Genomic DNA, 23,813 nt, shown 5'->3' on the forward strand with positions numbered 1-23,813 from the left:
CACTTGCCCTTTCCCATGAAGCCTCGTTCCGTGCTCCCCTATCTCCTAGCTTTTGCTGGACTATCGAACTCCGTCCTGCATGCGCAACAGCCAAGGGCACAGATCCAGTTGCAGAGTGACTCAAAAAGGATCGAATCCAAGACGACCTACGCAAAGGCGTATGGCGAAACCAAGGGTGCCGTCACTGTGGATCCGGCGAAGGATCTGCCACGCTATCCCGCCGTGGAACCGAAGGACGCCATCGCCACCTTCCAGGTGAAGAAAGGCTTTGCCTTGGAGTTCGCCGCACATGAACCCAATGTGCGCTCGCCCATCGCCATCAGCTTCGATGAGCACGGGCGTATGTTCGTGTGCGAGATGATTGACTACTCAGAGATGCGCGACGCCAATCCGCATCTCGGCCGTGTCTCCATGCTGGAGGACAAGGATGGTGATGGCTTCTTCGAAACAGCCAAGGTCTTCGCAGACAATCTCGCATGGCCTACGGGGCTCATCTGCGCCAACGGAGGTGTGTTCGTGGTCGCAACGCCTGACATCATCTTCTTCAAGGACACGGATGGAGATGGGAAATCCGACGTGCGGGATACCATGTACACCGGATTCGGCACGGGGTTGAAGATTCTCAATGTGCAGGGTATGGCGAATTGTCCGCAGTGGGGTCTGGACAATCGCATCCATGTGCAGGCCGGCGGTGGGAACCGTGGCAAGGTAAAGTGCCTGAAGCGCCCGGAACTTCCCGAGATGGAGCTGGGCGGACGCGACTTCTGGTTTGATCCCCGCACCCTGGAGTTTGGCCTGGAGGCGGGGGGGGGCCAGTACGGCATGAGCTTCGACGATTGGGGTCGCAAGTATGTGTGCAGCAACAGCGACCACCTGCAGTTCTTCATCTACGATGACCGCTTTGCGACCCGGAACCCCTTCTTCACGATGCCTCCCACCAAGCGCAGCGTGGCCGTAGATGGTGGAGCGGCAGAGGTCTTCCGCATCAGCCCGGATGAACCATGGCGCATCATCCGCACCCGGTGGCGTGTGGCTGGCGTGGTGAAGGGTGCGGTCGAAGGCGGTGGACGTGTGAGCGGGTACTTCACCGGAGCGACGGGAACCACGGTGTATCGCGGTGATGCTTATGGACCGGAGTTCGTGAACAACACCTTCTCCGGCGATGCCGGCGGACAGCTCGTGCATCGCAAAATCATCTCCCCGGATGGGGTGAGTGTGAAGGGCGCTCGCCCGGCGGATGAGCAGGGATATGAGTTCCTCGCCAGCAAGGACACCTGGGTGCGCACGGTGAACTTCGCCAATGCGCCCGATGGGCACCTGTACATCTGCGATATGTATCGCGAGGTGATTGAGCATCCCTGGAGCATTCCAGACGAGATCAAGAAACACATCGACCTGAACAGTGGCAACGATCGTGGCCGCATCTACCGCCTCATCAAGAACGGACAGAACCCGAAGAAAGTCGCCCCGCTGGCGGAAGTGTCTCTGCAAGATCTGGTCAACACCTTGGAAAGTCCCAACGGTTGGCATCGTGACTGCGCCTCGCGCCTGATCTATGAGCGCAACGAGAAAGCCGCTGTTCCGCTGCTGGATTCCCTCATCAGGAAGACTTCCAATCCCCTCGCGAAACTGCATGTACTGGGGTGCCTGGACGGCTTCAAGGCGCTGACGGATGAACATCTGGTCATCGCACTCAAAGACTCCAATGAACATGTGCGCGCTCGTGCAGTCATGCTGGCGGCCATTCGGACGAACGGCAAGATCCCCTCCCCTGTCCTGTGGAAGTCATTGGAACCGCTGGTAAAGGATGCATCGCCACGAGTACGCCTGCATCTCGCATTTCTCCTGGGTGGGATGGATGACGGCTCAAAGGATGGCATTGAGCCGTTTCTCTCAAAGCCCGTCGACCGCCCCAATCCTCACTACGCCGCGCTTCAGCTTGCGGAAGTTTCCGCCGATGATGAGTACATCACTTCGGCCATCCTTGCCGCACCGCCGCAACGCGCGCTGCGCTTGTTGGAGAACATCATCAGCACCCGGTCTGCACCGCTGCAGGGCAAGTTTGCCGCGGATCTCATCCGCATCATCGGCAGTGCCGGCGATCCAACCGCGAACTCGTACGTGCTGAAGCTTCTCTCGGCCTCGAACGCGCCTGCAGCATCCCGCAACCTGTGGATCAGCTCCTACACCCAGGGACTGAAGCGTGCAGGCACCACCTTGGAAAAAGCCGACAAGGAAGGAAAGCTCTCCGCTGTCTTTACCACCGCGTCATCCGTGGCTGGCAATCCGTCCGCGAAGGAAACTGAGCGGCTTGATGCCATCGCCTTCATGGAGTCCGCTCCGTTCGCGCAAGCAAAGGCAGCACTCACCCCCTGCCTCGCTTCCGGCCAACCCGAGGCTGTGCAAGCGGCAGCGGTGAAGACGCTCGCCACCTGGTCTGCGGATGACGCGACGAAAGCCATCATCAATCACTGGTCCACCTACACGCCCAAGGCACGCGAAGCCGCGCTCGCCGCCCTCGTTGCCCGGCCCGCCCGCATCGTGGCACTCCTCACAGCGATGCAGGGTGGCGGCGAGAAGGGCATCAAGCCTGCCGACCTCAGCGCAGCCCAGGTTCAGGCTCTGCTGAAACTGGAGGACAAGGCTATCGCCAAGTCTGCCCGTGAGGTGCTGGCCAGTGTGATTCCGCCATCGCGTGAGTCGGTGATCGCGAAGTTCCAACCGGCACTGACATCGAAGGGGGACACGGCCAAAGGCCAGGTGGTGTTCATGCAGCGCTGCTTTGCGTGCCATCGTGCAGCTGGCCAGGGACTTGAAGTAGGCCCCGACTTGATCACGGTGAAGACGAAGGGCCGTGATGCCTTGCTCACTGCCATCCTCGATCCTCACAAGGAAGTCGCGCCACAATACATCGCCTATGCGGTGAACACCAAGGATGGCCAGACGCTCAGTGGCATCATCACCCAGGACGAGGCAGCCAGCATGACCATCAAGATGATGGGCGGCGCACAGCTCAACATCCCGCGCAGCAATATCAAAGGCTCGTCGTCGTCATCTCAAAGCCTGATGCCCGAGGGCCTCGAAACCGGCATGACCACCCAGGACATGGCGGACCTTCTGGATTTCATTGAGGGGCTCAAATAGCCGGTCGAACTCCATCATTCACGCCGCAGTACCGCACACCATGAAGCGAAATCACTTTGTGCCTTTTGCGTTTTTTTGCGGCTGTCTCCTTTCATGCGCCATCGCCCCTGATGCCGCGGCACAAGAGAGCATCCGCATCATCACACTGGGTGACTCCATCACCAAGGCCGTGCGACCCGGGGTGACCACGGAGCAAAGCTTCGCCGCCCTCGTGCAGAAGCAGCTCCGTGCCCAAGGCTTGAACATCGAAGTGCAGAACGTCGGCATCGGAGGTGAACGCACGGACCAGGCACTGCTCCGGCTTGACAAGGCGGTGATTGCACAAAAGCCACACCTCGTGACCATCATGTACGGCACCAATGATGGCTGGGTGGACAAGGAGAAGACCGAGAGCCGTCTGCCGCTCAACAAGTACGAGGCGAACCTCCGCGAATTGGTCTCTCGCCTGAAGACGGCAGACATCCAGCCCGTGCTCATGACGGAGCCGATGTTCGGCGAGAAGAATCCCAAGAACGGCCTCGGCGAAGACGGCAACACTCGTCTCGCGCAGTACATGGAACTCTGCCGCAAAGTGGCGCGCGAAACACAGACCCCGCTGGTGGATCACTTCGGTCACTGGGGCTTCATGCAGACGAAGCTCAAGCACGTGCTCCAGGACTGGACCACAGACGGCTGCCACCCGAATCCCGTCGGCCAGGAAATTCTCGCGCAACGCATCACACAGGTGCTGCTACCGCTGACACAACGTCTCGCAGACAAGCACAAGGCGTGGCAGAGCGACGCCCCCTATCGCGTGCAGGTGGATGTACTCACGCGAGGTTACGATGGCAAGATGTGCTGGGTGCATCCGCGTGCGGGCATCATTCCAGGCAATCCAAATTCCGTGGTCTTCACCATGCAGCGGCTGCTCCTCACCGGCAGTGATGTCTTCTATGCGCTGAACGACATGCGCTCTGATGATCTCGGCGAGACGTGGACCGCGCCCAAGGAACACCTGGCTGAGCTTGGCCGCCGCAATGAGGAGAATGACATTGTGGTGGCCACGTGTGACTTCTGGCCAAAGTGGCACGCGAAATCCGGCAAGCTGCTCGGCATCGGCCACACCGTGCGCTATGAAAACAACAGGGTGATGCACCAGCGGAAGCGCGAGACGAGCTTCTCCGTATACGATGACAAGACCCGCACGTGGACGCCATGGGCCATGCTCGACATGCCCGCTGAGGCCAAGTTTTACAACAGCGGCGCAGGCTGCGTGCAGCGTGTGGACCTCGAGAGTGGCGACATTCTGTTGCCCATCTACTTCCAGGCGAAGGGCGACAAGTACTATCGAGTCACCGTGCTGCGTTGCTCCTTCGACGGCAAAACGCTGAAGTACGTGAGCCATGGCACGGAGCTCGAACTTGAGTCCGGTCGCGGCGTGTATGAGCCCTCGCTCACACGATGGAAGGGCAAGTACTATCTCACTCTCCGCAATGACACCGCCGGCTATGTGAGCGTGAGTGATGACGGTCAAGCCTTTGGCCCCATCAAGAAGTGGACTTGGGAGGACGGCACTGAACTCGGCACTTACAACACGCAGGCACACTGGGTGAATCACGACGATGCGCTCCATCTCGTATACACCAGGCGCGGCGCGTACAATGACCACATCATGCGCAATCGCGCCCCGCTCTTCATGGCCCAGGTGGACACCGGGAAGCTCGTGGTGCGTCGCGACACCGAGCGCATCATCCTGCCCGAAAACGGGTCCCGTTTTGGGAACTTCGGCATCACCGAGGTGAACGAGAATGAAACGTGGGTCACCGACTCGGACTGGATGCAGACGCACGGGCCGAGCTACATCATCCCCAAGAACAACGCCTATGGCGCGGATGACCGAATCTACGCAGCTCGCATTTTGTGGACCAAGCCGAATACGGGGTGGGATAAGAGATAATCGAACCCATTTACCTCGTCAGCCGTGCGTTGAAGAGCAGGTGTCGCATCACCAGCATCCAACCGAACACTGCCAGAAAGCCCACGCGCTGCCACAGTCCGGGAAGCCATTGACGCCCCGTGACCATTGCCACGACCTGTGCCGCCAGCGCGACCACAATCAGCACAAGGATTGCCCCTCGCCCTCGCCGGCACTGATCCAGCAGAAGGCTTGCAGCCATCCCCAACAGCAATGCGGCCATGGAACGCGTGATCGCAAGGAAGTGAGCCCTGTCCCCTGAAAAGGCGGTGAAGACTTCATGAGCAGAGCGCTCCGTGGCCTGATGGAAGACCCCTTTCATGGAGGCCCACAGTCTGTCCCACGCGCCGGCATCCATCCTCGCCTGCAGTTCTTCAAGGCTGATTTCCGGCGGTTTGACCGGAAACACGGCGACCTCAATCATGCTCAACGCACCAAAAGCGAAACATGACACCACGAGAAATTCTTTTGCTGAATGTGTGGAGGACGAAAAAATCCGCCATGCAAACCATGCCTGCACCACCGCAAATGCCAGCATGCACCCCGTAAACAACCACCAGACCGGACTACGGTAAGCATAGTCACTGACATAGTTGTCCCATGGATTGAGGGTCTTCCCATCACTGAAGTTCCATGTGGTTCCCGCGCTCAACAGGTGCCCTGCAAGAAAGGCCACGAGCGTTCCCGCGAGAATGCCAAGCAAAGCTCGGGTCTGCCAGAATGATGGAGAGTCATCGGACGTTGAGGCCATGGTAGATTGGAGATCAAACTCAGCCTGATTCTCCTGCTTCCGCAAGTGCCGGGCGGACGGTGCCTGTGGATTGCGGCAAACTTCAGCTGCCCGCCCTGCCTTTCCGTCACGTTTTCCCCACGATCTTGAAAAGACAGGCCGTGGATCCACGTCTATCCTCCCCTCTCCCATGAAATCCATCACTCTGCTTACCACCGCCATTCTCCTCACTCTGGGCCTTACCGCCCGTGCGGAAACCACCGTTACCCTCACCGGCCTGCACAATTGCTGCGGCTCCTGCGAAAAGGGCATCACCAAGGCGCTCACCAGCGTCAAGGACGTGACCGCTGTCGTAGAAGACGACAAGGCCACCATCACCGCCAAGACCAAGGCAGGTGCCGACAAGGCCATCGACGCTCTTCTCGCCGCCGGCTACTACGGCGTTGGCGCTCCTGAGCAGAAGATCGCCGACAAGAAAGTGAAGTCCGCCACTGTGAGCGGCACCCACCTGTGCTGCGGCAAGTGCGTCACTGGGATCGCCAACGCCATCAAGGACGTCCCCGGCGCCACCACCCACACCGCCACCAAGGGCGCGAAAACCTTCACGGTGGAAGGTGACTTCAACCTGAAGGATCTCCTTGCCGCCCTGAACAAGGCTGGATACCACGGCGAAATCAAGTAAGCGAAACGCTCGCTGATATTTCCATCCCGAAGCCTCCGTCGGAAACGATGGGGGCTTTTTTCATTTGGGCCACGTCGGAAGGGATTCACCCTTCTCGCAGCAGCTCCCTGACCTTCTCCTCCATCAGCTTCGCGTCACCACTGCCGCTTTCATAGCGGCCACCTTCGTGGATGTGGCGTATCACACCCTGCTTGTCGATGAGGAAACTCACGCTGGTCCAGGGACGGTCGCCCGTTTCCAGCCACCACTTCTTGAGCGTGGTCCAGTTGCGATCGATGGCCACAGGGAATTGGAATCCCAGACGCTGCGCATGGGCCGCAACTTCTGACTCCTTCAGTGGCGTGCTGCTTTTGTGGTGGTACACCCCCACAATGACCAATCCCTTGTCCGCGTAATCCTTCTGAAAATCATTCAGCACCGGCGCTGTCGCCACACAATGGGGACACTCGGGGGCCGTCCACCAGCGCACCAACACCACCTTGCCTCGCAGATCCGCGAGCTTCAGCGGCCTGGAGTTCAGCCATCCATCCAGATGCCACTCCGGCGCACGAGTGCCAATCAAATCACCCGAGCCACCCTTGGGCGGCGGCATGGCGGGGAGCTGGACACTGTTGATCGTCATGACGAGCAGACACGCGGCTACCACCGTCATTTTCACCGGCAACGTGGAGGTACAAATGGATGGCATGGCAGCGCTTTGACTCCTTCCCAAGGGATACGTCACACCAGGCGCGACTGCATCACACAACATAGGCGCATACGACGTACCACCCAGGTCTACTCACGCCGTGCGGGGTCCGAGCTGCCGGAGACTTCGCCATTGTGATCCATGGTCTTATCAGACCCGCCACCCATCTGGTAGGGCTTGGTGGTGGTTTCCTCGGTTCGTGGGGGTGGCACAGGGTCACACGCGGCCAGCACCAGCACGGCTGCTGCTGAAGTCACTCCGGTGAGGATGCCGGACTGCACCATCTGCAAAAGCTTCATGATTCATCGAATGGGCTGGGTTGCTGCCCACATTCCTTTCCTCTAATGAGATCGCTCTCGCAGCGGCTCATGCGTGCCTTGGGCTACTCTCCTGACGAAACAGCAGGCCCCGTGCAGAACACACGAAACCTCCAACTCAGTCGTCCTTATCCCTTTTCACTTCCCACTTTTCACTTAAAGAACCTGTCCCCCATGGATTTCGCAACAGTCTGGCAGCATCTGCATTCGAGAGAATGGATGTGGACCTTCGGCCGCAATGCGGTGGAAGGCACCCAGCTTGCGAAGGCAGGCCGTGTGCGCGTGCGAAATGCAGAACTGGTGGATGGACGCGACTTGGAAATCACCGCACACGTGACGGACACCCGCCTCACGCTGTATGAAACCACGGTAACGTTACGGTGGCAGGAGCAAAAGCGTGTGACCATCCTGAGTCGATGCCTCTGCCCGGCAGGCACCCTCTGCAAACATGCCGCCGCCCTCGTGGCACATGCGAGCGAAAAACTGCACCAGCCCGACATAGAGGAGCGCGTGACGAAGCCGCCACCACCTCCTCCTCCAGAGCCCAAAGCCACGGCTGCCCCCGCAGCGAAGGCGATGCGCATCGAGCACCACGCAAAGGTCGCGCCACAACCGCTGCTGCTGCTGCGCCGCATCGATGCCTCGTTGCCGAAGGATGCGAAATCCGCCAGGACCCTGCGTCTTCCCGTGGCGGATCCCATGGTGACGTATCCCGGCTGTCCAGACCGCCTCTCCATCACGGTGCGCTCGCCGGAGCATGAATGGCACACCGCGGATGGCATCACGCATCGCCTGCCTCGCGACACAGAGGCGGAGCGTGCGCTGCTGCGTGAGATCATGTTCCTGGGGATGCTGCCTTTCATGGAGGCGCACCCGGGAGTGGTCACCAGCGCACCACTGAATCACCTCGCCGTGCTGCAAGGACATGAGCTGGAGTTTTGGAAGACCTTCCGCCAGCAGGATGCGCCTCGACTGGAAAAGTGCGGCTGGCGTGTCGAGGCCTCAGATGATTTCGGCTTCGATGTGATTCCGCTGCAGGATCACCACTGGGTCACCTCCCTGAACACAGAGCAGGGCAGCGGCGCCGGTATCATGTATTCCTTGGAGATGGGCGTGGAGATTGAGGGACGCCGTGTCTCGCTGATCCCCATCCTCGCGGAGGCAGTGCAACAGGGTTTGACCGTGCAGGAAGTAGCGGAGAGCCCGAATGCGCCTTTCCTCTTCGTGGTGCCGGAGCTTGGAGAGCGCCTCATCTCGCTGCCAGGCCATCGCCTCCTGCCCATCCTCTCCATCTTGCATGAGCTCTTCACTCCAAGCGCGAAGAAGAAGGGCAAGCTCATGGTGGACCGCCTCCGGGCCGCGCAGCTCGGCATGCAGCAGGGCATGGCTTTGCAAATGCCCAGGGAGCTCACTGCTCTGGGAGAGAAACTCGCCACCTTCACGGAGCTGCCACAGGTGGAGCCGCCGCCGGGTCTCCGCGCCACGCTGCGACCGTACCAGCTGGATGGCCTGCGCTGGTTGCAGTTCCTCCGCGAGTACGGCCTGCATGGCATCCTTGCCGATGACATGGGCCTGGGGAAGACAGTGCAGACCATCTCGCACCTCTGCACGGAAGTGGAATCTGGTCGCGCAGACCGGCCCAGCCTCATCCTCGCGCCCACGAGTGTGCTCCGCAACTGGGCATCTGAGATCAAGAAATTCGCTCCTGCCCTGCGCGTGATGATCCTGCACGGGGAGAATCGTCGTGAGCGCTTCGCCTATATCCGGCAGCAACATGTGGTCATCACCTCCTATCCGTTGTTGATACGAGATATTGAGAAGCTGCAGACCTATGAGTGGCATGTTGCCGTGCTGGATGAGGCACACGGCATCAAGAACGCCCGGGCCAAGGCGGCGCAGGCTGCCCGCTCGTTGAATGCACGCCATCGCCTCTGTCTCACGGGCACGCCGATGGAGAATCACCTCGGCGAGCTCTGGAGCCTCTTCCATTTCCTCATGCCCGGTTTCCTCGGTGAGCAGGATGCCTTCCGCGCCTTCTTCCGGAATCCCATTGAGAAGAAGCAGGACGCGCATGCGCAGCAGCGTCTCGCCGCGCGTTTGCAACCCGTGATGCTGCGACGCACCAAGGATGCCGTGGCCAAGGATCTGCCTCCGAAGACAGAAATCCTCAATACCATCGAGCTCGACAAGACACAGGCGGATCTCTACGAGACCATCCGGGCGGCGGTGAACAAGCGGGTGGCCGATGCCATCAGCGATCAAGGCATCGAGCGCAGCCAGCTCATCGTGCTGGATGCGTTGCTCAAACTCCGCCAGGTCTGCTGCCATCCAGCATTGCTGAAAACGGAGAGCGCGAAGAAGATTGAAGCCTCCGCAAAGACCGAGTTCCTCATGGAGGAATTGCTGCCAGAGCTGCTGGAGGAAGGACGACGCATCCTCATCTTCTCGCAGTTCACCGAGATGCTCGCACTGCTGGAGCAGCAGTTCGTGGAGAAGGGACTGCGCTTTGTGAAGCTCACCGGCTCCACCACCGACCGTGAGAAGCCCGTGCGCGAATTCCAAGAGGGCAAGGTGCCGCTGTTCCTCATTTCATTGAAGGCTGGCGGCGTGGGGCTGAACCTCACCAGGGCAGACACCGTGATTCACTACGACCCCTGGTGGAATCCAGCAGCCGAAGCCCAGGCCACGGACCGTGCGCATCGCATTGGCCAGCAGAATCCGGTCTTTGTGCACAAGCTCATCTGCCAGGGTACGATTGAGGAGCGCATCGTGGAGATGCAGCGGCGGAAGAGCGCACTCATCACGGGATTGCTCACAGGCAGCGCAGAGTCCTTGAAGCTCACGCATGAGGACATCAAGGAGCTGCTGTCACCGTTGTGAGGAGCCATGCACAGTCAGCAATTCCAGGAACTCCCGCATCGCACCGCTCATCCTGCCAGGTCCGTGCGCGAACACGTGCGTGATTTCCGGCGACTCCTTCAACGGCACCGCGCACACTGCTCTGCCCATCAAATGAGCCAGACTCTCCGGTAGCAAGGCGATCCCGGAGCCCGCAGCCACCATCACGGCCACGGCCTGCGCACGCGGAGACTCCAGCACGATGCGGGGACGGAACCCTGCCTCGCGGCACAGCGTGTGTACAAGCGCAGCGAAAGCGGGAGCAGCTCCCGCGCTCACAGCGATGAAGGGTTCACGAGAGAGATCAGCGAGACCGATGCGGAGTTTCTTCTGCATGCCATGCTTCAGCTTCGTCAGCCGATGCCCTTCCGGCAGGAAACACAACAAGGGCTCCTTCCTCCAGGGAACGAACTTCACACCAGCAGGATGGTCGTCCGGCATCAGCCCCACGAAGCCACCCTCGAGGCGACCCTCCGCAATCGCTTGGAGCTGTTCTGCGGGCGGACTGTCGTGCAGCATCACCTGCACTTGAGGATGTGCACCGCGGAACTTGCGGAAGGTCTCCACCAACTCCGCGCTGAGCACGGCGCTCACGAAACCGAGGCGCAGTCGTGTTGTTTCACCGCGCGCGGCGCGACGCACGGCTTCGCTGGCGCGTGAGAGCTGCGGGAGGATGCCACGCGTTTCTTCATAGAAAAGACCGCCTGCCGCCGTGAGCGAGACACCCTTCTGGTCACGCTCGAAAAGGCGTACACCCATCTTTTCCTCCAGCACGCGGACGTGCCGCGAAAGAGGTGGCTGGGCCAGATGCAACCGGCGCGCGGCGCGCGTGAAGGAAAGCTCCTCTGCGACGGCGGTGAAGCACTCCAGTTCGCGCAGGGTATAGTCCATACTGAAATGGTATCACAAAATGACAAAATGGGTAATTTTGTGATGGGATCTGGGGATGGAGTTTGGAGGTGCAAAAGTGATCAGAGGACGTTGCTGCTCTGCAATGCCCAGACGCGGCGCACGCGACACCCACTCACCAGAACAACAACCCACCCTGCATACCCGACAGGCCAGAGGCCCATCGTCCTCTGTCAGGCCGGAGGCCTAACCTCCTTCCCCCCATGCTCAGCGATACCATCAAGTCCGGCCCTCGCCGCGCGCCTCATCGTTCCCTGCTTCGTGCCACGGGAGCCATCCAGTCGGAGGACGATTGGGGAAAGCCCTTCATCGCCATTGCGAATTCCTTTGTGCAAATCATCCCCGGACACGCACATCTGGACGTGGTGGGATGGAAGGTACGCGAGGCCGTGCGCGCCGCAGGTGGTGTGCCCTTTGAATTCAACACTATCGGAGTGGATGATGGCATCGCCATGGGCCACACTGGCATGAAATACTCCCTGGCCTCGCGCGAAATCATCGCAGACAGTGTGGAGACCATGCTGCGGGCACATTGCTTCGATGGCGTGGTGTGTATCCCGAACTGCGACAAGATAACCCCAGGCATGATGATGGCCGTGGCGCGTGTGGACATTCCCGCGGTGTTCGTTTCGGGCGGCCCCATGCAGACGGGTCGCGACCCGGTGACGGGACGCGCGCTGGACCTTTCCTCCGTGTTTGAGGCCGTGGGTGCGCATGCGGCGCAGCGCATCACCGAAGGCCAGCTCAATGACATCGAACGGAACGCGTGCCCCACGTGCGGCTCGTGCTCCGGCATGTTTACCGCGAATTCCATGAACTGCCTGTGCGAGGCCCTCGGGCTGGCGCTTCCGGGCAATGGCTCCACCCTCGCGACTGACCCGGCACGTGACCGGCTTTTTGCAGAGGCGGGACGTGCCATCGTGGAACTGGTGCGGCGAGACATCCGACCCTCGCACATGCTCACGCGTGCCGCTTTTGAGAATGCACTCGCGCTGGACATGGCCATGGGCGGTTCGTCGAACACCGTGCTGCATACCCTGGCAATCGCCCGTGAAGCGGGTGTGCCGCTCAGCATGCAGGATTTCAATGACGTGAGCGACCGCATCCCTCACCTGTGCAAGGTCGCACCCAGCGGCATTCACTACATGTCAGACATCCATCTTGCTGGTGGCGTGTCTGCCATCCTCAAGACACTCTGCGGAAAGCCCGGGGCCGTTCATCAAGACTGCCTCACCGTGACAGGCAGGACGCTCGGAGAGAACATATCCACAGCAGAGGTGCTGGACGCAGAGGTGATTCGTCCGCTCGACCGCGCCTATTCCGAGCGTGGTGGGCTGGCCATCCTCTTTGGCAATCTCGCGCCGAATGGCTCCGTGGTGAAAGCTGCCGGTGTGGCTCCCTCCATGATGCGCTTCCGTGGACCCGCCGTGATCTTTGAATCCCAAGAGTCCGCTACCATCGGCATCCTCACGGGTCAGGTGAAGGCGGGGGATGTGGTCATCATCCGCTACGAAGGTCCCAAAGGCGGCCCAGGCATGCAGGAGATGCTTTCGCCCACCGCTTCGATTGCCGGTCGCGGCCTCGGTGAATCCGTCGCGCTCATCACCGATGGACGGTTCTCCGGTGCCACGCGTGGAGGTTCGATTGGTCATGTGTCACCGGAAGCAGCAGCGGGTGGTCCCATCGCATTGGTGCAGGCTGGCGACCTCATCGAAATCGACATCCCGGCGCGAAAGCTCACCTTGTGTGTGGATGATGCGGAACTGGCGAAACGGAAGGCTGCATGGGAGCATTCACCACCCAAAGGAATGCAGAAGCTGAAGGACGTGCCACGGGGCTACCTGCATCGCTATGCAAAGCTCGTGGGCAGCGCAGATGTGGGAGCAGTGCTCACTTGATGGTGGCATCGGTGCTGTAGCTGTAGCTATTGGATAGCCACCCCTGCCATCACCACATCACACGCTCTTCGATGTCGCGTGTTGAGGGTCTATCCAAGTCGCCTCCTCGCGGCAGCTTGCTCTCGACCTTGGGCAAAGACGGCATGAGGAAACCAGTGGGGAAGTTCCGTTCCGCCTTTCGTCGCAGATGATGTGGCAGTTGGCTCACCTTCCCCTGGTCGCTACGGCCTTGGAGATTCTTGACGTGCACCCAGCGGAAGTTGCCCGGCTGCCCGCGATACTCCAGCACGTCATGCCTGGCTCCGCGGTGCTGGATGGCACCCGTGATGCCATGGACGTACCATCCACTCAGGCAGACGTCGGCTTCAGTAGGCCCCCTGAGGTGATACCAGTCATCGACCAACGCAGCCTCCCAAGCTCTCAGTAGAGGATAAGGTTTGAAGCCATAGTATTTCCTCAAGCGCTTGTCAGCCTCGGCACGGCTCAGGTTGAGCCTGGCCACCTGAGCCTTGTATTCGGGTGTACCCATCCAATACACCCTTGGCGCCGCTGGCCCCACCTTGGGACTCGTGCAGCTTGAAAGAAGCAGCGCCACAAGAGCGGCTGTGAGAGGGAGAGCATTCATCCCGGTCATGGTTTCAAAACTGTTGATGTGCACGCACGCAATGACGGATTGCTCCACGGAGCCCATGACACAACCTAGCGAAAAATCGCCGACGCTGGCAACGGCGAAAGCAAGACCGGGACGATGTTCCCCATGTCCTCGTACAATCCATTTACGTGCGTGGTTCCCTCTGCTCTCTTGCCGTCTGAGTGATCCTCGTCCCACTGACCCTCCTCATTTTTCTGCCGTTCCTGTTCGCAGGTGTTGTCTTCGTGTGGGCCCATCTTCGCATGGTCTTGCATGAGACGGCGCACTACCTCGCAGCGCGCGCAGTCAGTTTCAACCCGTTGCAGATGGAGTGGGGCACCAGCGAGAAAGGGTGGCGCTTCCATCTGTTGGGTGTGCCGGTGGTCTGGCATCTGCAGCCATGGAATGGCATCACCCACTGCCAGCCGACGTCTCTCGAAGGTTTCTGCTGGCGTGGTGCTGTCTGCGTCCTTGCCGGCATAGTGGTGGATGTCCTGCTACTTTTGCTTATCGCCTGGGTGAACCGTCATGCAGAGGCCACGTACACCGAGCCTCCGTTGTGGTACTGGATCACGAAACCCCTCGTCTTCGCGCAGTCGGTCATCCTGATGTTCACACTCCTGCCCATGGACCTGCAAATTGAAGAGTGGAAGAGCTGCACGGATGGCAAGCAACTCTTGAAACACCTCAGCGGCAGATCGATCCGTGACACGCGGGCGGGGCTGGAGGAGTATCTGGCGGTCGTCCGGCGCTATCAGCCAGGCTTCACCTTTGAGGAGAGCTGGCTCTACCGTCCCGACCCCGAGCTCGTGCGTCTTCACCATCGTGCCGTGGCTGCGGCGCGGGAGGGCAAACTCAAGGAAGCTCTGGCCAACGCCGAGACAGTGCTGGCCCGCGCCTCCATGGCACCGGGGGAACGTGCAATGCTCCTCGACAACATGGCTGCTGCCGCCGGTCTTCAGGGGAAACGCTGGGACCTCGAGCGTGCTCTTGCATGGGCACGGGAGGCTCATGCCCTTCTACCCGCAGCGCGTCCTGTGCATGCCACCTTGGGCGGACTGCTCGTGGAGAGTGGCGAGCTCACGGAGGCGGTCATCCTCCTGGAGCCGCTCACCGCGCCGGAGAACGAACCTGAGGTTCGCATCCAGGCTTGCTGCTACCTCGCCAAGGTGTGCAACCAGCTGAATGATCGCAACGAAGCTCGCCAATGGATGGAGAAGGCAAGGGCCATCCAGCCCGACCATCCCCTCGTCATGCAGATGGATGCTGAGCTCGGCGCGACTGCGGTGGAAGCATGATTGAATCGCGTTCTTCATCGCCTTGCTCCCGCGCCCCCGCACCTCCGAAAGTGTGTTGAGCATTTGAACCATCGTTCACCGCTTCCTTGTGGAGCAAGGGTCGCTCAACGGCGAGGTTGCCCCCTCCCTCCATGTCCCTCCCATCTCTCCTTCCCGATATGCTGGCAACACTTGGGTTGGACTATGGGATGGTGATAACGCTCGTGGGCGTAGCAGGTGCGGTGGTGATGCGAGTCCTCATGAACTGGAGCAAGGAGGAGGTGCGGCAACACACGGGGGCGCAAGTATTGCAATATCCCAAGGGTGTCCGACTGATGGTACAGGGGCTCTGGGTGGTTGGGTTGGGATTGCTGGCCTTGGCGGGTTTCGCGTGGGGTGGACCGCATGCGAAGTTCGCACTGTCGTTTGCGACGGTGGTCAATGCCATCGTTCTGACGCTCCACCTGCTGGTTTTTGGAGAGCGGGTGACGTGGGACGCAGCCCACATTCATGTGTTCTCTTTGTGGGGCAGGACTCGCGTGATTCCGATTCACACGGTAGTAGCCTGTGAATTCTCCCGGATGTGGCAGCAGTACCGTGTCCAGACGGAGGGACATGGGCCGGTGAAGGTGAATGTGCACTGGGTAGGCGTGCCGGAGTTTCTAGCCATGCTGCCATGCAGGGTTCCAGCATATCCGCCAGCATAAGATGGGCGTGCCCCTCCTCGCGAATGGAATGAGGGCTGCTTTTTTCACCTGCTCTCCACTTCGGAATATTTGATACAACCGCCGCGGAAAGCAGCGGCGATTCTCCGGGTCGGCATACAACCTTTTTGCCCTGTGTGTCCGATGACCCCAAGACATCCTCCGCCCGCCGGCCTGACCGGTCGAACTGCCGGCGGGCGAGAGGACTTTCAAGGTGTGGCATGTGGCCAACACCGACGGACCGGAAGGCTCATCTTAGTTACCAAACAACCGGCGTAGGAAGCCTTTTTTCTCTTCCTTGGGCGGAGGCTGGGCCTGCCGTTGAGGCTGCGACGGCACAGCGGGATTGTCCTGCGGCTGAACCATGATGCCACCGCTGGCATTCGTACGGTAGCCGGGCGCCGCAGACTCGATTTGCGGAGCCTGGCCGGGCTGCTGGGGAGCTGCGTTGGGGTCCTGCTTCGGCGGAAGCTTGGGCATGTTCGTGAAATCCAGGGTGGAGGCGGACATGTGTGGGGCGCTCACCTTGTAGTCGAATGCCTTCGGCGGCAGGGGGCGGCCACTCTTGTCATACTGGCGAATGACCTGGCGGAAGACTTCATTCCGGGTGTTTACACACCGTTCCTCCACAACCCGGCCGAGGTCATCAAAATAGAACATCACCTTGGCGACCAGCGTACCCTGGCCATCATAGATGGCGCCGTGAGTGGGATCGCCGTTCTGGTTGAGCACGAAGATCTTTTCCGCGATGACGACGCCGCGCGCGTCGAAAGTTTTTTCCGTCTGCTGGAGTTTGATTGGGTCCTTCGTCGATTCGGTCTTGGTGCCGTCTGGATGAAGCACGGTGCGCGCGTTCACACTGGGGCCGGTGATGCGCTGGGCGTGGATGACCGTGGGGCTGAGAAGGGCGACACCGCAGCACCAACAGACCATGGTAAAAATACTGGTCGGTGAAAAGAGGCGGCGGATGGGGAGAAACGTCATTTCTCGAAAAGGGTACTGGAAAGGGGGGAAGAGGGCAAGGGGGATGGAGACGAGCTCCGACTGGCCAGCTACTAAGCCAGCACCATACCCACCTCTGCCGCGCGGCCTTGCAGGAAATCGCGGGCGCTCATCCGCTTGCGACCTTCGAGCTGCACCTCGGTCAGATCCAGCACACCCTGACCGCAGGAGACGAGGAGGTGGTCATCGGCTCGGAGGATGGTTCCGGGCGTGGGACAGGCCTCAGCATCAGGGACGACGCCAGCCTGGTGGACCTTGAGCTGTAGCGCAGGAGCTCCCCCCACAGCGGGCAGGAGGCAATAGGTACCCGGCCATGGATTGTACGCACGGATGAGCAGTGCCAGCTCCTTCGCAGGGCGGGTCCAGTCCAGCTTGCCATGCACGCGCTCCAACTTCCGTGAATGCGTCGAGAGAGCGTCGTTCTGCTTGATGCGCGGCGCGGTCCCCTGCTCCACCATGGCTAACGCACGAAGCAGTCCCTCGGGAGCGAGCGCCGCCAGCTTGTCGTGCAGCACACCTCCGGTGTCCGAGGGGTCGATGGCAATGGGGACGGGAAGGAGAATGTCCCCGGTGTCGAGACCTTCATCCATCCACATGATGGTGACACCGGTCTCTGCATCCCCCTCGCGAATAGCCGCCTGGATGGGCGAGGCGCCGCGATGCCTTGGCAGGAGAGATGCGTGGACATTCAAACAGCCCAGACGCGGGATCTCCAAAACAGTGCGCGGCAATATCTGGCCGTAGGCGATGACCACAAACACATCCGCCTGGAGCCCCTTGAGTTTTTCCACCTCATTCCGAATGCGCTCCGGCTGCAGCACCGGCACACCGGCAGCGAGCGCACGCACCTTCACCTCGGGCGGGGTGAGCACCTGCTTCCGTCCCACCGGCTTGTCCGGCTGGGTGACGACGGCGACGACCTCGTGGTCGTGCCCTTGTTTGGAAAGCAGAGCCTCCAGCGAGGGCAGGCCAATGTCTCCCGTGCCGAGAAAAGCGATGCGCAGCATGTGTGATCCTGCCGTGGGGAAGAGGGCGAGTGGCGGATGATGGTTAACGGGCAAGCACGAGGCGATTCGGCAGGGAGGCCCTACACGCGCACCTTCTCGCGCTCCTTCCACACATCCAGCTCCATGATGCGGGACAGCACATCCAGCACCACCTTTGCCGGGGGCTGGCTGGCATCGACGTCTGTCACCATCTGGCGACCTTCGTAGATGCCAGTGCTGTAATAGTCGAGAATGGGTTTGCTCTCCTCCTCGTAGGTGCGGATGCGCTTGGCAATGACCTCTTCATTCGCGTCATCGAAGCGGTTTTCCTTCAGCGCGCGCTTGCGCAGGCGTCGGGCCAGCTCAGAGCGGTCCGGGCAGCTCAGGTGAAAGACCTGCACCACGTCGATGTCCTGCTCCATGAACTTCGCCTGCTCCACATTCCGCGGGATGCCATCCAGCACGAGGAAGTCGATGTCCGGCTTGAATTGGTGTGTCGTCACACGGTCACGGATGTTCGCGCGCCAGAGCTTCACCGTGGTCTCATCCGGCACGAGCTGGCCACGACTCGAGAAGGCCACAAACTCCTGGCCAAGCGAGGTGCGCGTATCCAGCGAACGGAAGACATCGCCACACGCCATGTGATGAAAACGTGGAATGGTACCGAGCACCTTGCCCTGGGTGCCCTTGCCACTGCCGGGCGCGCCAAACATCAGGAAGGTGCGGAAGCGTTCGAAAGGCTTGGGATTGGCGGACATGTGAGTGTGACACAATCGTAGCGCAACCTGCCCGCCCCTCAAGCGGCGGCATCACTTTTCACTTCCGAGGCGCAGACCTTGCAAGAATCGGCGCATCTCCGCCAGAGCACGGTCCGCAGGCCAGTCCTCCAGCGTCCCCTCCGGCGCGCTCACCACCTGCACACCGGCATTGCGCGGTGCCCAAGTGAGGGGTTCCGTGGGACCAAAGAAGAGCAGGCACGGAGCGCCGCACGCCGCGGCGAGGTGGGAAATGCCACTGTCATGCCCGATGAATGCCGCGGCGCTGGAGAAATGCCCGGCCAGCTGGGTGAGGGGGATCTGATCCCAGTGCAGGTAGTCCAGCCCCTGCCAGCCTTCCTGGACCCGTGCTGTGATGCCCCGCTCATGCTCCGCCTCACCCGTGATGAGTGCGAGGCGCACCAGGGGAAATGCCGTGCTGAGGGCCCGCCCTGCGGCGATCCAGAGCTCCACCGGCAGGTTCTTTTTCAATGAACCACTGCCCGGATGCAGGGCCACGATGGGGCTGGCCGCGGGAGTCTCAGAAAGAGAGCTGGCGAAACGAACTATCGTTTCGGGTGCGGCCACGGGCTCTGCGACGGCGATACGCGGAGCGGGGTCCTCCAGGTACATGGCCAAGCTCTCCAGAGGTTTCGCAAGCTGCTCAGCGGCATGACCTTTCCCCGCCACCACCCGGTGCGGACATGCGAGGAAAGTCTTCACCCCCATGCGCTCCATGTTCTCCCGGAAGTGGCCGTCCGGATCGTATAAATAGCTGACGATGAGGTTAAAGCTTCGAAAATAGTCGGCCAGCTCCCCCTCGGCAGGGGCCTTGGGGGCGAAAAGGCGGGCCATGCTGCCGTGCTCCAGACTGCGGGTCGCATCCGCCACCTCCGCAGCCAAGGCGAGGTCGATGATCGGCTTGTACCCCAAGACCTCAATGTATGCGTTCGGGATATTCTCCCTCAGTAGGCGAATGGCAGGGAGGGTAAGGATGAAGTCTCCAATTGCCCCGCCACGAATCACCAGCACGCGGGGGCGGGCAGGAGCGGCCATGACCATGCGGTGAATGCTTCCGGCTATTCCGTGCCGCTCTGGCTGCTACCAGGCAATCGCCGCCACCACCAGCATGAGCACGCCGTAGGCGGCGCCGCCAGCGGAGGCCATCTTCCAGCGGCCCGGATTTGCCGTCGCCCAAGTGATGCCATCCCTCAGCAAGTAAGGCATGCCGACGAGGAACATGCCGCCCAGCACCCACACATAGGCAAGAATGGGCACCAGAAGGCGGCTGGTCTGCGGCTGGAGGAACGCGGCGTGCAACACGGGAGATGCCGCCAGCAGCAGCAGGGCACCGAGCGCGCGCACGGCCAGGAACTCCGGCACAAAACTCACCACCAGCACGAAGGTCACCGGCAGCAGCATGACAAGCCATCGGCGCCAGGTGAAGAACTCACCCATGTCCATGTACGAGACGAGGAAATAGCTCCACACCGCACCCACGGCCAGCAGGGCAATGCCCCAAGCACGATTGCGCGGAAAGTTCTTCGCGATGGCCATGGCCTGCTCCGACTTCAGATAGGCCCACAGATGGCTCAGCACCAGCAGGGCACCCACGACGAAGCCCGTGGCCTTCAGCGACAATCCTTCGCCATCCGGGCGCTGATGGAAAATCCAGTCGTAGAGCTCTTGCAAATTCATGGAGGGGGTGCGGAGGACTGCATTCCCGCTGGATGAGGCGGCTTGCAAGGGGAAAGAAGCAAGCCGCCGCGCCGCCAAGCAGTTACGCTTACGCCGTCAGGGCAGGATCGCCATACAGGGTGAATCCCTGAAACTCCGTGATGTGGACGTCGAAAATCTGGCCGATGTGGCGCTCGGGGTTCCCTTCGAAAACCACGATCTTGTTCGTGCGCGTGCGACCGGTGAGGCGGGAGGCGTTCGTCTTGCTCGGGCCTTCGCAGAGGATTTCCACATTCGTGCCCACGAGCGGCACATACTTGGCCTGGGCATGCTTGTTGATGAGGGCCAGCAGGTCCTGGTTGCGCTCCTCCTTCACGCGCTCGGGGAGTTGCAGGGCGTCTTCCATCTCGGCAGCGGGGGTGCCGCGGCGCTTGCTGTAGCGGAAGATGAAGGCGTTCTCGAACTCCAGGCGGTCGCACAGGGCGCGGGTCTCGGCGTAGTGCTCATCCGTCTCGCCGGGGAAACCGACGATGATGTCCGTGGTCACGGCGATGCCGGGGCGGGCGGCGCGGATCTTCGCCACCAGTTCCTCAAACTTCTCCGCGGAGTAGGGGCGGTGCATCTTCTTCAGGATGGCATTGCTGCCGCTCTGCATGGGAAGGTGGACGTGCTCGGCCAGCTTCGGCAGGCAGGTGAAGGCATTGATGAGGTCTGCCTTGTAGCCAATGGGATGCGGGCTGGTGAAGCGGATGCGCTCGATGCCGTCCACCTCGTGCACGGCCTCCAGGAGTTGCACGAAGGGGCTCTTGCCATCCTTCATGGGGAATTCATGGCGGCCGTAGAGATTCACAATCTGGCCCAGCAGGGTGACTTCCTTCACGCCACGTGCGGCGAGACGACGGACTTCCTCCACGATATCGGCAATAGGACGGCCTCGCTCACCCCCGCGGGTGTACGGCACGATGCAGAAGGTGCACTTCATGTTGCACCCCTGCATGATGCTCACGAAGGCGGAAGCCTGGCGGTCCTTCAGCTCGTGATCGCGGATGGCATTCTGCGAGGCCTGCTCTTCCTCGGTGTCGACGATGGAGAAGCGTTCGTCATCCATCTGGCGCTGCTCGCGGCCGCGGATGATCTGCTCCACATACTCCACCACGCGGTGGTACTTCTGCGTACCGACGACGAGGTCCACCTTGGAGGTGGTGATGAGCTCAGACCCGCGGCTCTGGGCCATGCAGCCCATGAAGCCCGTGACGAGCTGCGGGCGTTCCGCGCGGAACTTGTTCATCATGCCCATCTTCCCCAGCGCCTTTTGCTCGGCCTGATCACGCACGGAGCAGGTATTGATGAGGATGACATCCGCCTCGGCCTCCTGGGCCGTCATGGTATAACCGCGCTCCACGAACATCTGCGACACCTGCTCGGAGTCGCGCTCGTTCATCTGGCAACCATAGGTACGGATGTGGACGCGGGGCATGACGGTACTGACGGGATACAGAAAGGGAATCTGGAGGGCCGGGAAGATACCGCCCTTGGTGGGGATGACAACTGCGGAGCAAGGGTAGCGCAAGCTGGCTCCTCAGGCAGGAACTAGCCCTTCCATCAACTGCCGAAAGGAGTCTGCAATTCTCACGACACCCAACCCCAAAGCCTCCTCACGATCCACAAAGTGGATGGCGCCACTGTCCGGACCCCGTGTGGCGATAAAGAACTCGGAACCGCCGGGGTCCCGACCAAAGCAGAGATGACCCAAGCTGTACGCCATCTCCCAGTTCAGCGACTTACACATGCGATCAAGCTCGTAAGGGAAGTTGTCATTCAGCGAGTAAAGCGAATGTAAGCAGTAGTCCCGATCTAAAAACGTGAAGTGCGCCAAAGGGCTTACCATCCCCCCATTGTATGCGCGCATGAACTTCCGGTAGCCCTTCGGCAAAGATACGCCGTGCCTGCCTTCGAAGGCGTCAAGTTCAGCTGCGGTGATTTGTCTACCGCAGAATTGCATTGCTATGTCAGCGCTCAGGCCCATTTCAATCGCTCCCCCCTTACGGGGCACCGCGCAACGGTTGTTTCTGGAGCTCCGGCATCTGAGCTCGCTGGTACCGACTTTGATTGTCAGGACGTTCATCGTTCTTGCCCGGGTCCAGCAGCACCTGCAGACCGCTGATGTCCTCGTCGACACGTCCCAGGAGATTGTTATTCAAGATTTCGAAGCTGCCGTTCTTTTCCGAAAGGCGGTATCCCGGCACCCGCAGGCTCACGCTGTACGTTTCTGCGGGAAGTCCTTCGAACGAGAATGAGCCGTCCGGGGAGACCGAAGCTATCTGGAGATCCCATGCCACATCCCGACAGATCATGACACGGACATCGGGAGGCAGAGGTTTGCCATCTGAAAGCACCACCTTCCCGGAGAGCTTGCTGGCACGCCCCAGCTCCATGGTACCCACATCAGAGGTGGATCCGTGTGCCCCGGTGGCCACCTTCCGCAAGGTTGCGGCGCCGCGGTCCTTCAGCCCGCCCATGAGCGAGTACACCGCGAACTCCATGTCTGGGTGCACATTGAAGAAGACGAACTCGCCGACTTCATTCGTCGCGATGTCCGTGTGCCCCAGGAATCCATCCGCACCGCGATCCGTCTGTACGAGGCCCATGCCAGCGGGATGGACAGGCTTGCCATCCTTCACCAGCTTTCCGGAGACTGTGACTCCCACATCCATGCGGATGAGGTGCTCGGACTCCTGAGGGCTGAGCCGGGGCGTGGTGAGTGGAGCCAGGCCGCGTGCCCTGGCATTGAGCGCCACATAGCTAATCGGGTCCTTGGCAGTGATCACGAAGTGACCATCGGCATCGGACACGGCCACGGGGTCGAAGATGTTGGGAGAGTACCCCTCCCATGAGCTGGTCTTGAACATGCCCGCCGAGAATTCTGCACCCACCACAGGTGCCCCTTTGGCGTCAACGACACGGCCGCGAATGACCCGCTTGGGATCGAGCTGCTTCCAGTCAAAGGTCTCCAGCTTCGCTTCCATGGCACCTTTAGCTGGGTCGACCTTGCGCACCAGCAACGGCTTGTACCCCTCCCGCTGCACGAGGATGGTGAACTTCAGTTCTGGGTCCAGGGCGGGGATGGTGAAGGTGCCGGCGGCATCCGTCACTGCCTTCTTCGAACAGTCCGCATAACAGCTCGGGCACAGGGGATTGGTGCCCTTCTTCACACTGGCGGTGTAGATCCAGACGTGCGCTTCATGGATGGGCTTGCCTACAGCGTCCTTCACCACGCCCTTGAGGTCGGGACGCTCTGCGGTCCATCCCTGGGAAGCCATCAGGCTCGCGAGGATGATGATGGCGTGAAGTGGCGAGGTCACGTTTCTCATAGGGATGTTGAACCAGTTTTACAACGTGTGAACAAGATCGATTTTTTCTGTCCGTGATGTGTCGGGAAGCGACGTCAACAGCACGGGAAATGAAATCGGAACCAGTCCTCCATTCAACCGCCGAAAGATTGGGCCTCCGGCATGACAAGCATGCCAAATGAAAGGATGCGCTTCCACTGCATTTGCCCCA

20 protein-coding genes are annotated in these 23,813 nt (G+C 60.7%); 7 read left to right on the plus strand and 13 right to left on the minus strand.

The window, feature by feature from the left end; all coding sequences use genetic code 11:
* The first annotated feature begins 15 nt into the window (after positions 1-15).
* Complete coding sequence (locus tag DES53_RS24610) at positions 16-3,144, plus strand: PVC-type heme-binding CxxCH protein (protein WP_170157369.1); 3,129 nt, start codon at positions 16-18, stop codon at positions 3,142-3,144.
* A 40-nt stretch (positions 3,145-3,184) separates the two neighbouring features.
* Entirely contained in the window at positions 3,185-5,080 is a 1,896-nt protein-coding gene (locus DES53_RS24615; RefSeq protein WP_113960994.1) for a GDSL-type esterase/lipase family protein, read from the plus strand.
* Positions 5,081-5,090: 10 nt separating this feature from the next.
* Here DES53_RS24615 and DES53_RS33180 read toward each other — a convergent pair whose 3' ends face one another.
* The gene (locus DES53_RS33180; protein WP_170157370.1) at positions 5,091-5,774 is read right to left on the minus strand and encodes a DUF998 domain-containing protein; all 684 of its coding nucleotides are present in this window, start codon (positions 5,772-5,774) and stop codon (positions 5,091-5,093) included.
* A gap of 244 nt (positions 5,775-6,018) precedes the next feature.
* Here DES53_RS33180 and DES53_RS24625 point away from each other — a divergent pair, with 244 nt between their 5' ends.
* Positions 6,019-6,510 (plus strand): cation transporter, encoded by a 492-nt coding sequence (locus DES53_RS24625; RefSeq protein ID WP_113960995.1) that lies wholly within the window; start codon positions 6,019-6,021, stop codon positions 6,508-6,510.
* Between the two features lie 85 nt (positions 6,511-6,595).
* On the opposite strand, the gene DES53_RS24630 is transcribed toward DES53_RS24625, so the two are convergent.
* Both DES53_RS24630 and DES53_RS24635 read right to left on the minus strand, forming a co-directional pair.
* Positions 6,596-7,198, minus strand: a complete 603-nt coding sequence (locus DES53_RS24630; protein WP_170157371.1) for a TlpA disulfide reductase family protein — start codon at positions 7,196-7,198, stop codon at positions 6,596-6,598.
* An 89-nt stretch (positions 7,199-7,287) separates the two neighbouring features.
* Positions 7,288-7,497 (minus strand): hypothetical protein, encoded by a 210-nt coding sequence (locus DES53_RS24635; RefSeq protein WP_113960997.1) that lies wholly within the window; start codon positions 7,495-7,497, stop codon positions 7,288-7,290.
* 192 nt (positions 7,498-7,689) lie between these two features.
* On the opposite strand from DES53_RS24635, the gene DES53_RS24640 reads away from it, so the two are divergent.
* Positions 7,690-10,395, plus strand: coding sequence for a DEAD/DEAH box helicase (locus DES53_RS24640; protein ID WP_170157372.1), 2,706 nt, complete (start codon positions 7,690-7,692; stop codon positions 10,393-10,395).
* Here the strand turns inward: DES53_RS24640 and DES53_RS24645 are convergent.
* Positions 10,384-11,304, minus strand: a complete 921-nt coding sequence (locus tag DES53_RS24645) for a LysR substrate-binding domain-containing protein (RefSeq protein ID WP_113960999.1) — start codon at positions 11,302-11,304, stop codon at positions 10,384-10,386. The genes DES53_RS24640 and DES53_RS24645 overlap by 12 nt on opposite strands.
* A 221-nt stretch (positions 11,305-11,525) precedes the next feature.
* On the opposite strand from DES53_RS24645, the gene ilvD reads away from it, so the two are divergent.
* Positions 11,526-13,220 carry a dihydroxy-acid dehydratase gene (gene ilvD, locus DES53_RS24650; RefSeq protein ID WP_113961000.1) on the plus strand — a complete coding sequence of 565 codons (1,695 nt, stop codon included), beginning with the start codon at positions 11,526-11,528 and terminating at the stop codon, positions 13,218-13,220.
* 49 nt (positions 13,221-13,269) lie between these two features.
* Here ilvD and DES53_RS24655 read toward each other — a convergent pair whose 3' ends face one another.
* Positions 13,270-13,845: a hypothetical protein gene (locus DES53_RS24655; protein ID WP_147263592.1), complete on the minus strand. Its 576-nt coding sequence runs from the start codon at positions 13,843-13,845 to the stop codon at positions 13,270-13,272.
* A gap of 269 nt (positions 13,846-14,114) precedes the next feature.
* Here DES53_RS24655 and DES53_RS24660 point away from each other — a divergent pair, with 269 nt between their 5' ends.
* On the plus strand, positions 14,115-15,149 hold the full coding sequence (locus tag DES53_RS24660; RefSeq protein WP_147263593.1) for a tetratricopeptide repeat protein: 1,035 nt from the start codon (positions 14,115-14,117) through the stop codon (positions 15,147-15,149).
* 131 nt (positions 15,150-15,280) lie between these two features.
* Entirely contained in the window at positions 15,281-15,835 is a 555-nt protein-coding gene (locus DES53_RS24665) for a hypothetical protein (RefSeq protein ID WP_147263594.1), read from the plus strand.
* A 252-nt stretch (positions 15,836-16,087) separates the two neighbouring features.
* Here DES53_RS24665 and DES53_RS24670 read toward each other — a convergent pair whose 3' ends face one another.
* The 8 genes from DES53_RS24670 to DES53_RS24705 form a co-directional block, all read right to left on the minus strand.
* Positions 16,088-16,765 carry a hypothetical protein gene (locus tag DES53_RS24670; protein WP_211325673.1) on the minus strand — a complete coding sequence of 226 codons (678 nt, stop codon included), beginning with the start codon at positions 16,763-16,765 and terminating at the stop codon, positions 16,088-16,090.
* A 122-nt stretch (positions 16,766-16,887) separates the two neighbouring features.
* Positions 16,888-17,841 (minus strand): methionyl-tRNA formyltransferase, encoded by a 954-nt coding sequence (gene fmt, locus DES53_RS24675; protein WP_113961005.1) that lies wholly within the window; start codon positions 17,839-17,841, stop codon positions 16,888-16,890.
* An 80-nt stretch (positions 17,842-17,921) separates the two neighbouring features.
* Positions 17,922-18,578 carry an adenylate kinase family protein gene (locus DES53_RS24680; protein ID WP_113961006.1) on the minus strand — a complete coding sequence of 219 codons (657 nt, stop codon included), beginning with the start codon at positions 18,576-18,578 and terminating at the stop codon, positions 17,922-17,924.
* Between the two features lie 51 nt (positions 18,579-18,629).
* Positions 18,630-19,631, minus strand: a complete 1,002-nt coding sequence (locus DES53_RS24685; RefSeq protein ID WP_170157373.1) for a glycosyltransferase family 9 protein — start codon at positions 19,629-19,631, stop codon at positions 18,630-18,632.
* 45 nt (positions 19,632-19,676) lie between these two features.
* Entirely contained in the window at positions 19,677-20,273 is a 597-nt protein-coding gene (locus DES53_RS24690; RefSeq protein ID WP_147263595.1) for a hypothetical protein, read from the minus strand.
* A gap of 88 nt (positions 20,274-20,361) precedes the next feature.
* Positions 20,362-21,729, minus strand: a complete 1,368-nt coding sequence (gene miaB, locus DES53_RS24695) for a tRNA (N6-isopentenyl adenosine(37)-C2)-methylthiotransferase MiaB (protein WP_113961131.1) — start codon at positions 21,727-21,729, stop codon at positions 20,362-20,364.
* A gap of 102 nt (positions 21,730-21,831) precedes the next feature.
* Complete coding sequence (locus tag DES53_RS34075; RefSeq protein WP_113961009.1) at positions 21,832-22,377, minus strand: SMI1/KNR4 family protein; 546 nt, start codon at positions 22,375-22,377, stop codon at positions 21,832-21,834.
* A complete protein-coding gene (locus tag DES53_RS24705; RefSeq protein WP_113961010.1) occupies positions 22,295-23,623 on the minus strand; it encodes a carboxypeptidase-like regulatory domain-containing protein in 1,329 nt (442 codons plus the stop codon). Before DES53_RS24705 ends, DES53_RS34075 begins: the two co-directional genes overlap by 83 nt.
* Between the last annotated feature and the right edge of the window lie 190 nt (positions 23,624-23,813).

Source organism: Roseimicrobium gellanilyticum (assembly GCF_003315205.1).
Lineage (GTDB): Bacteria > Verrucomicrobiota > Verrucomicrobiia > Verrucomicrobiales > Verrucomicrobiaceae > Roseimicrobium > Roseimicrobium gellanilyticum.

Coding starts and splice junctions, on each gene's coding strand:
- DES53_RS24610 (WP_170157369.1), top strand. CDS start 16: ATGAAGCCTCGTTCCGTGCTCCCCTATCTCCTAGCTTTTGCTGGACTA.
- DES53_RS24615 (WP_113960994.1), top strand. CDS start 3,185: ATGAAGCGAAATCACTTTGTGCCTTTTGCGTTTTTTTGCGGCTGTCTC.
- DES53_RS24625 (WP_113960995.1), top strand. CDS start 6,019: ATGAAATCCATCACTCTGCTTACCACCGCCATTCTCCTCACTCTGGGC.
- DES53_RS24630 (WP_170157371.1), bottom strand. CDS start 7,198: ATGCCATCCATTTGTACCTCCACGTTGCCGGTGAAAATGACGGTGGTA.
- DES53_RS24635 (WP_113960997.1), bottom strand. CDS start 7,497: ATGAAGCTTTTGCAGATGGTGCAGTCCGGCATCCTCACCGGAGTGACT.
- DES53_RS24640 (WP_170157372.1), top strand. CDS start 7,690: ATGGATTTCGCAACAGTCTGGCAGCATCTGCATTCGAGAGAATGGATG.
- DES53_RS24645 (WP_113960999.1), bottom strand. CDS start 11,304: ATGGACTATACCCTGCGCGAACTGGAGTGCTTCACCGCCGTCGCAGAG.
- ilvD (WP_113961000.1), top strand. CDS start 11,526: ATGCTCAGCGATACCATCAAGTCCGGCCCTCGCCGCGCGCCTCATCGT.
- DES53_RS24655 (WP_147263592.1), bottom strand. CDS start 13,845: ATGAATGCTCTCCCTCTCACAGCCGCTCTTGTGGCGCTGCTTCTTTCA.
- DES53_RS24660 (WP_147263593.1), top strand. CDS start 14,115: ATGGTCTTGCATGAGACGGCGCACTACCTCGCAGCGCGCGCAGTCAGT.
- DES53_RS24665 (WP_147263594.1), top strand. CDS start 15,281: ATGTCCCTCCCATCTCTCCTTCCCGATATGCTGGCAACACTTGGGTTG.
- DES53_RS24670 (WP_211325673.1), bottom strand. CDS start 16,765: ATGGTCTGTTGGTGCTGCGGTGTCGCCCTTCTCAGCCCCACGGTCATC.
- fmt (WP_113961005.1), bottom strand. CDS start 17,841: ATGCTGCGCATCGCTTTTCTCGGCACGGGAGACATTGGCCTGCCCTCG.
- DES53_RS24680 (WP_113961006.1), bottom strand. CDS start 18,578: ATGTCCGCCAATCCCAAGCCTTTCGAACGCTTCCGCACCTTCCTGATG.
- DES53_RS24685 (WP_170157373.1), bottom strand. CDS start 19,631: ATGGCCGCTCCTGCCCGCCCCCGCGTGCTGGTGATTCGTGGCGGGGCA.
- DES53_RS24690 (WP_147263595.1), bottom strand. CDS start 20,273: ATGAATTTGCAAGAGCTCTACGACTGGATTTTCCATCAGCGCCCGGAT.
- miaB (WP_113961131.1), bottom strand. CDS start 21,729: ATGCCCCGCGTCCACATCCGTACCTATGGTTGCCAGATGAACGAGCGC.
- DES53_RS34075 (WP_113961009.1), bottom strand. CDS start 22,377: ATGAACGTCCTGACAATCAAAGTCGGTACCAGCGAGCTCAGATGCCGG.
- DES53_RS24705 (WP_113961010.1), bottom strand. CDS start 23,623: ATGAGAAACGTGACCTCGCCACTTCACGCCATCATCATCCTCGCGAGC.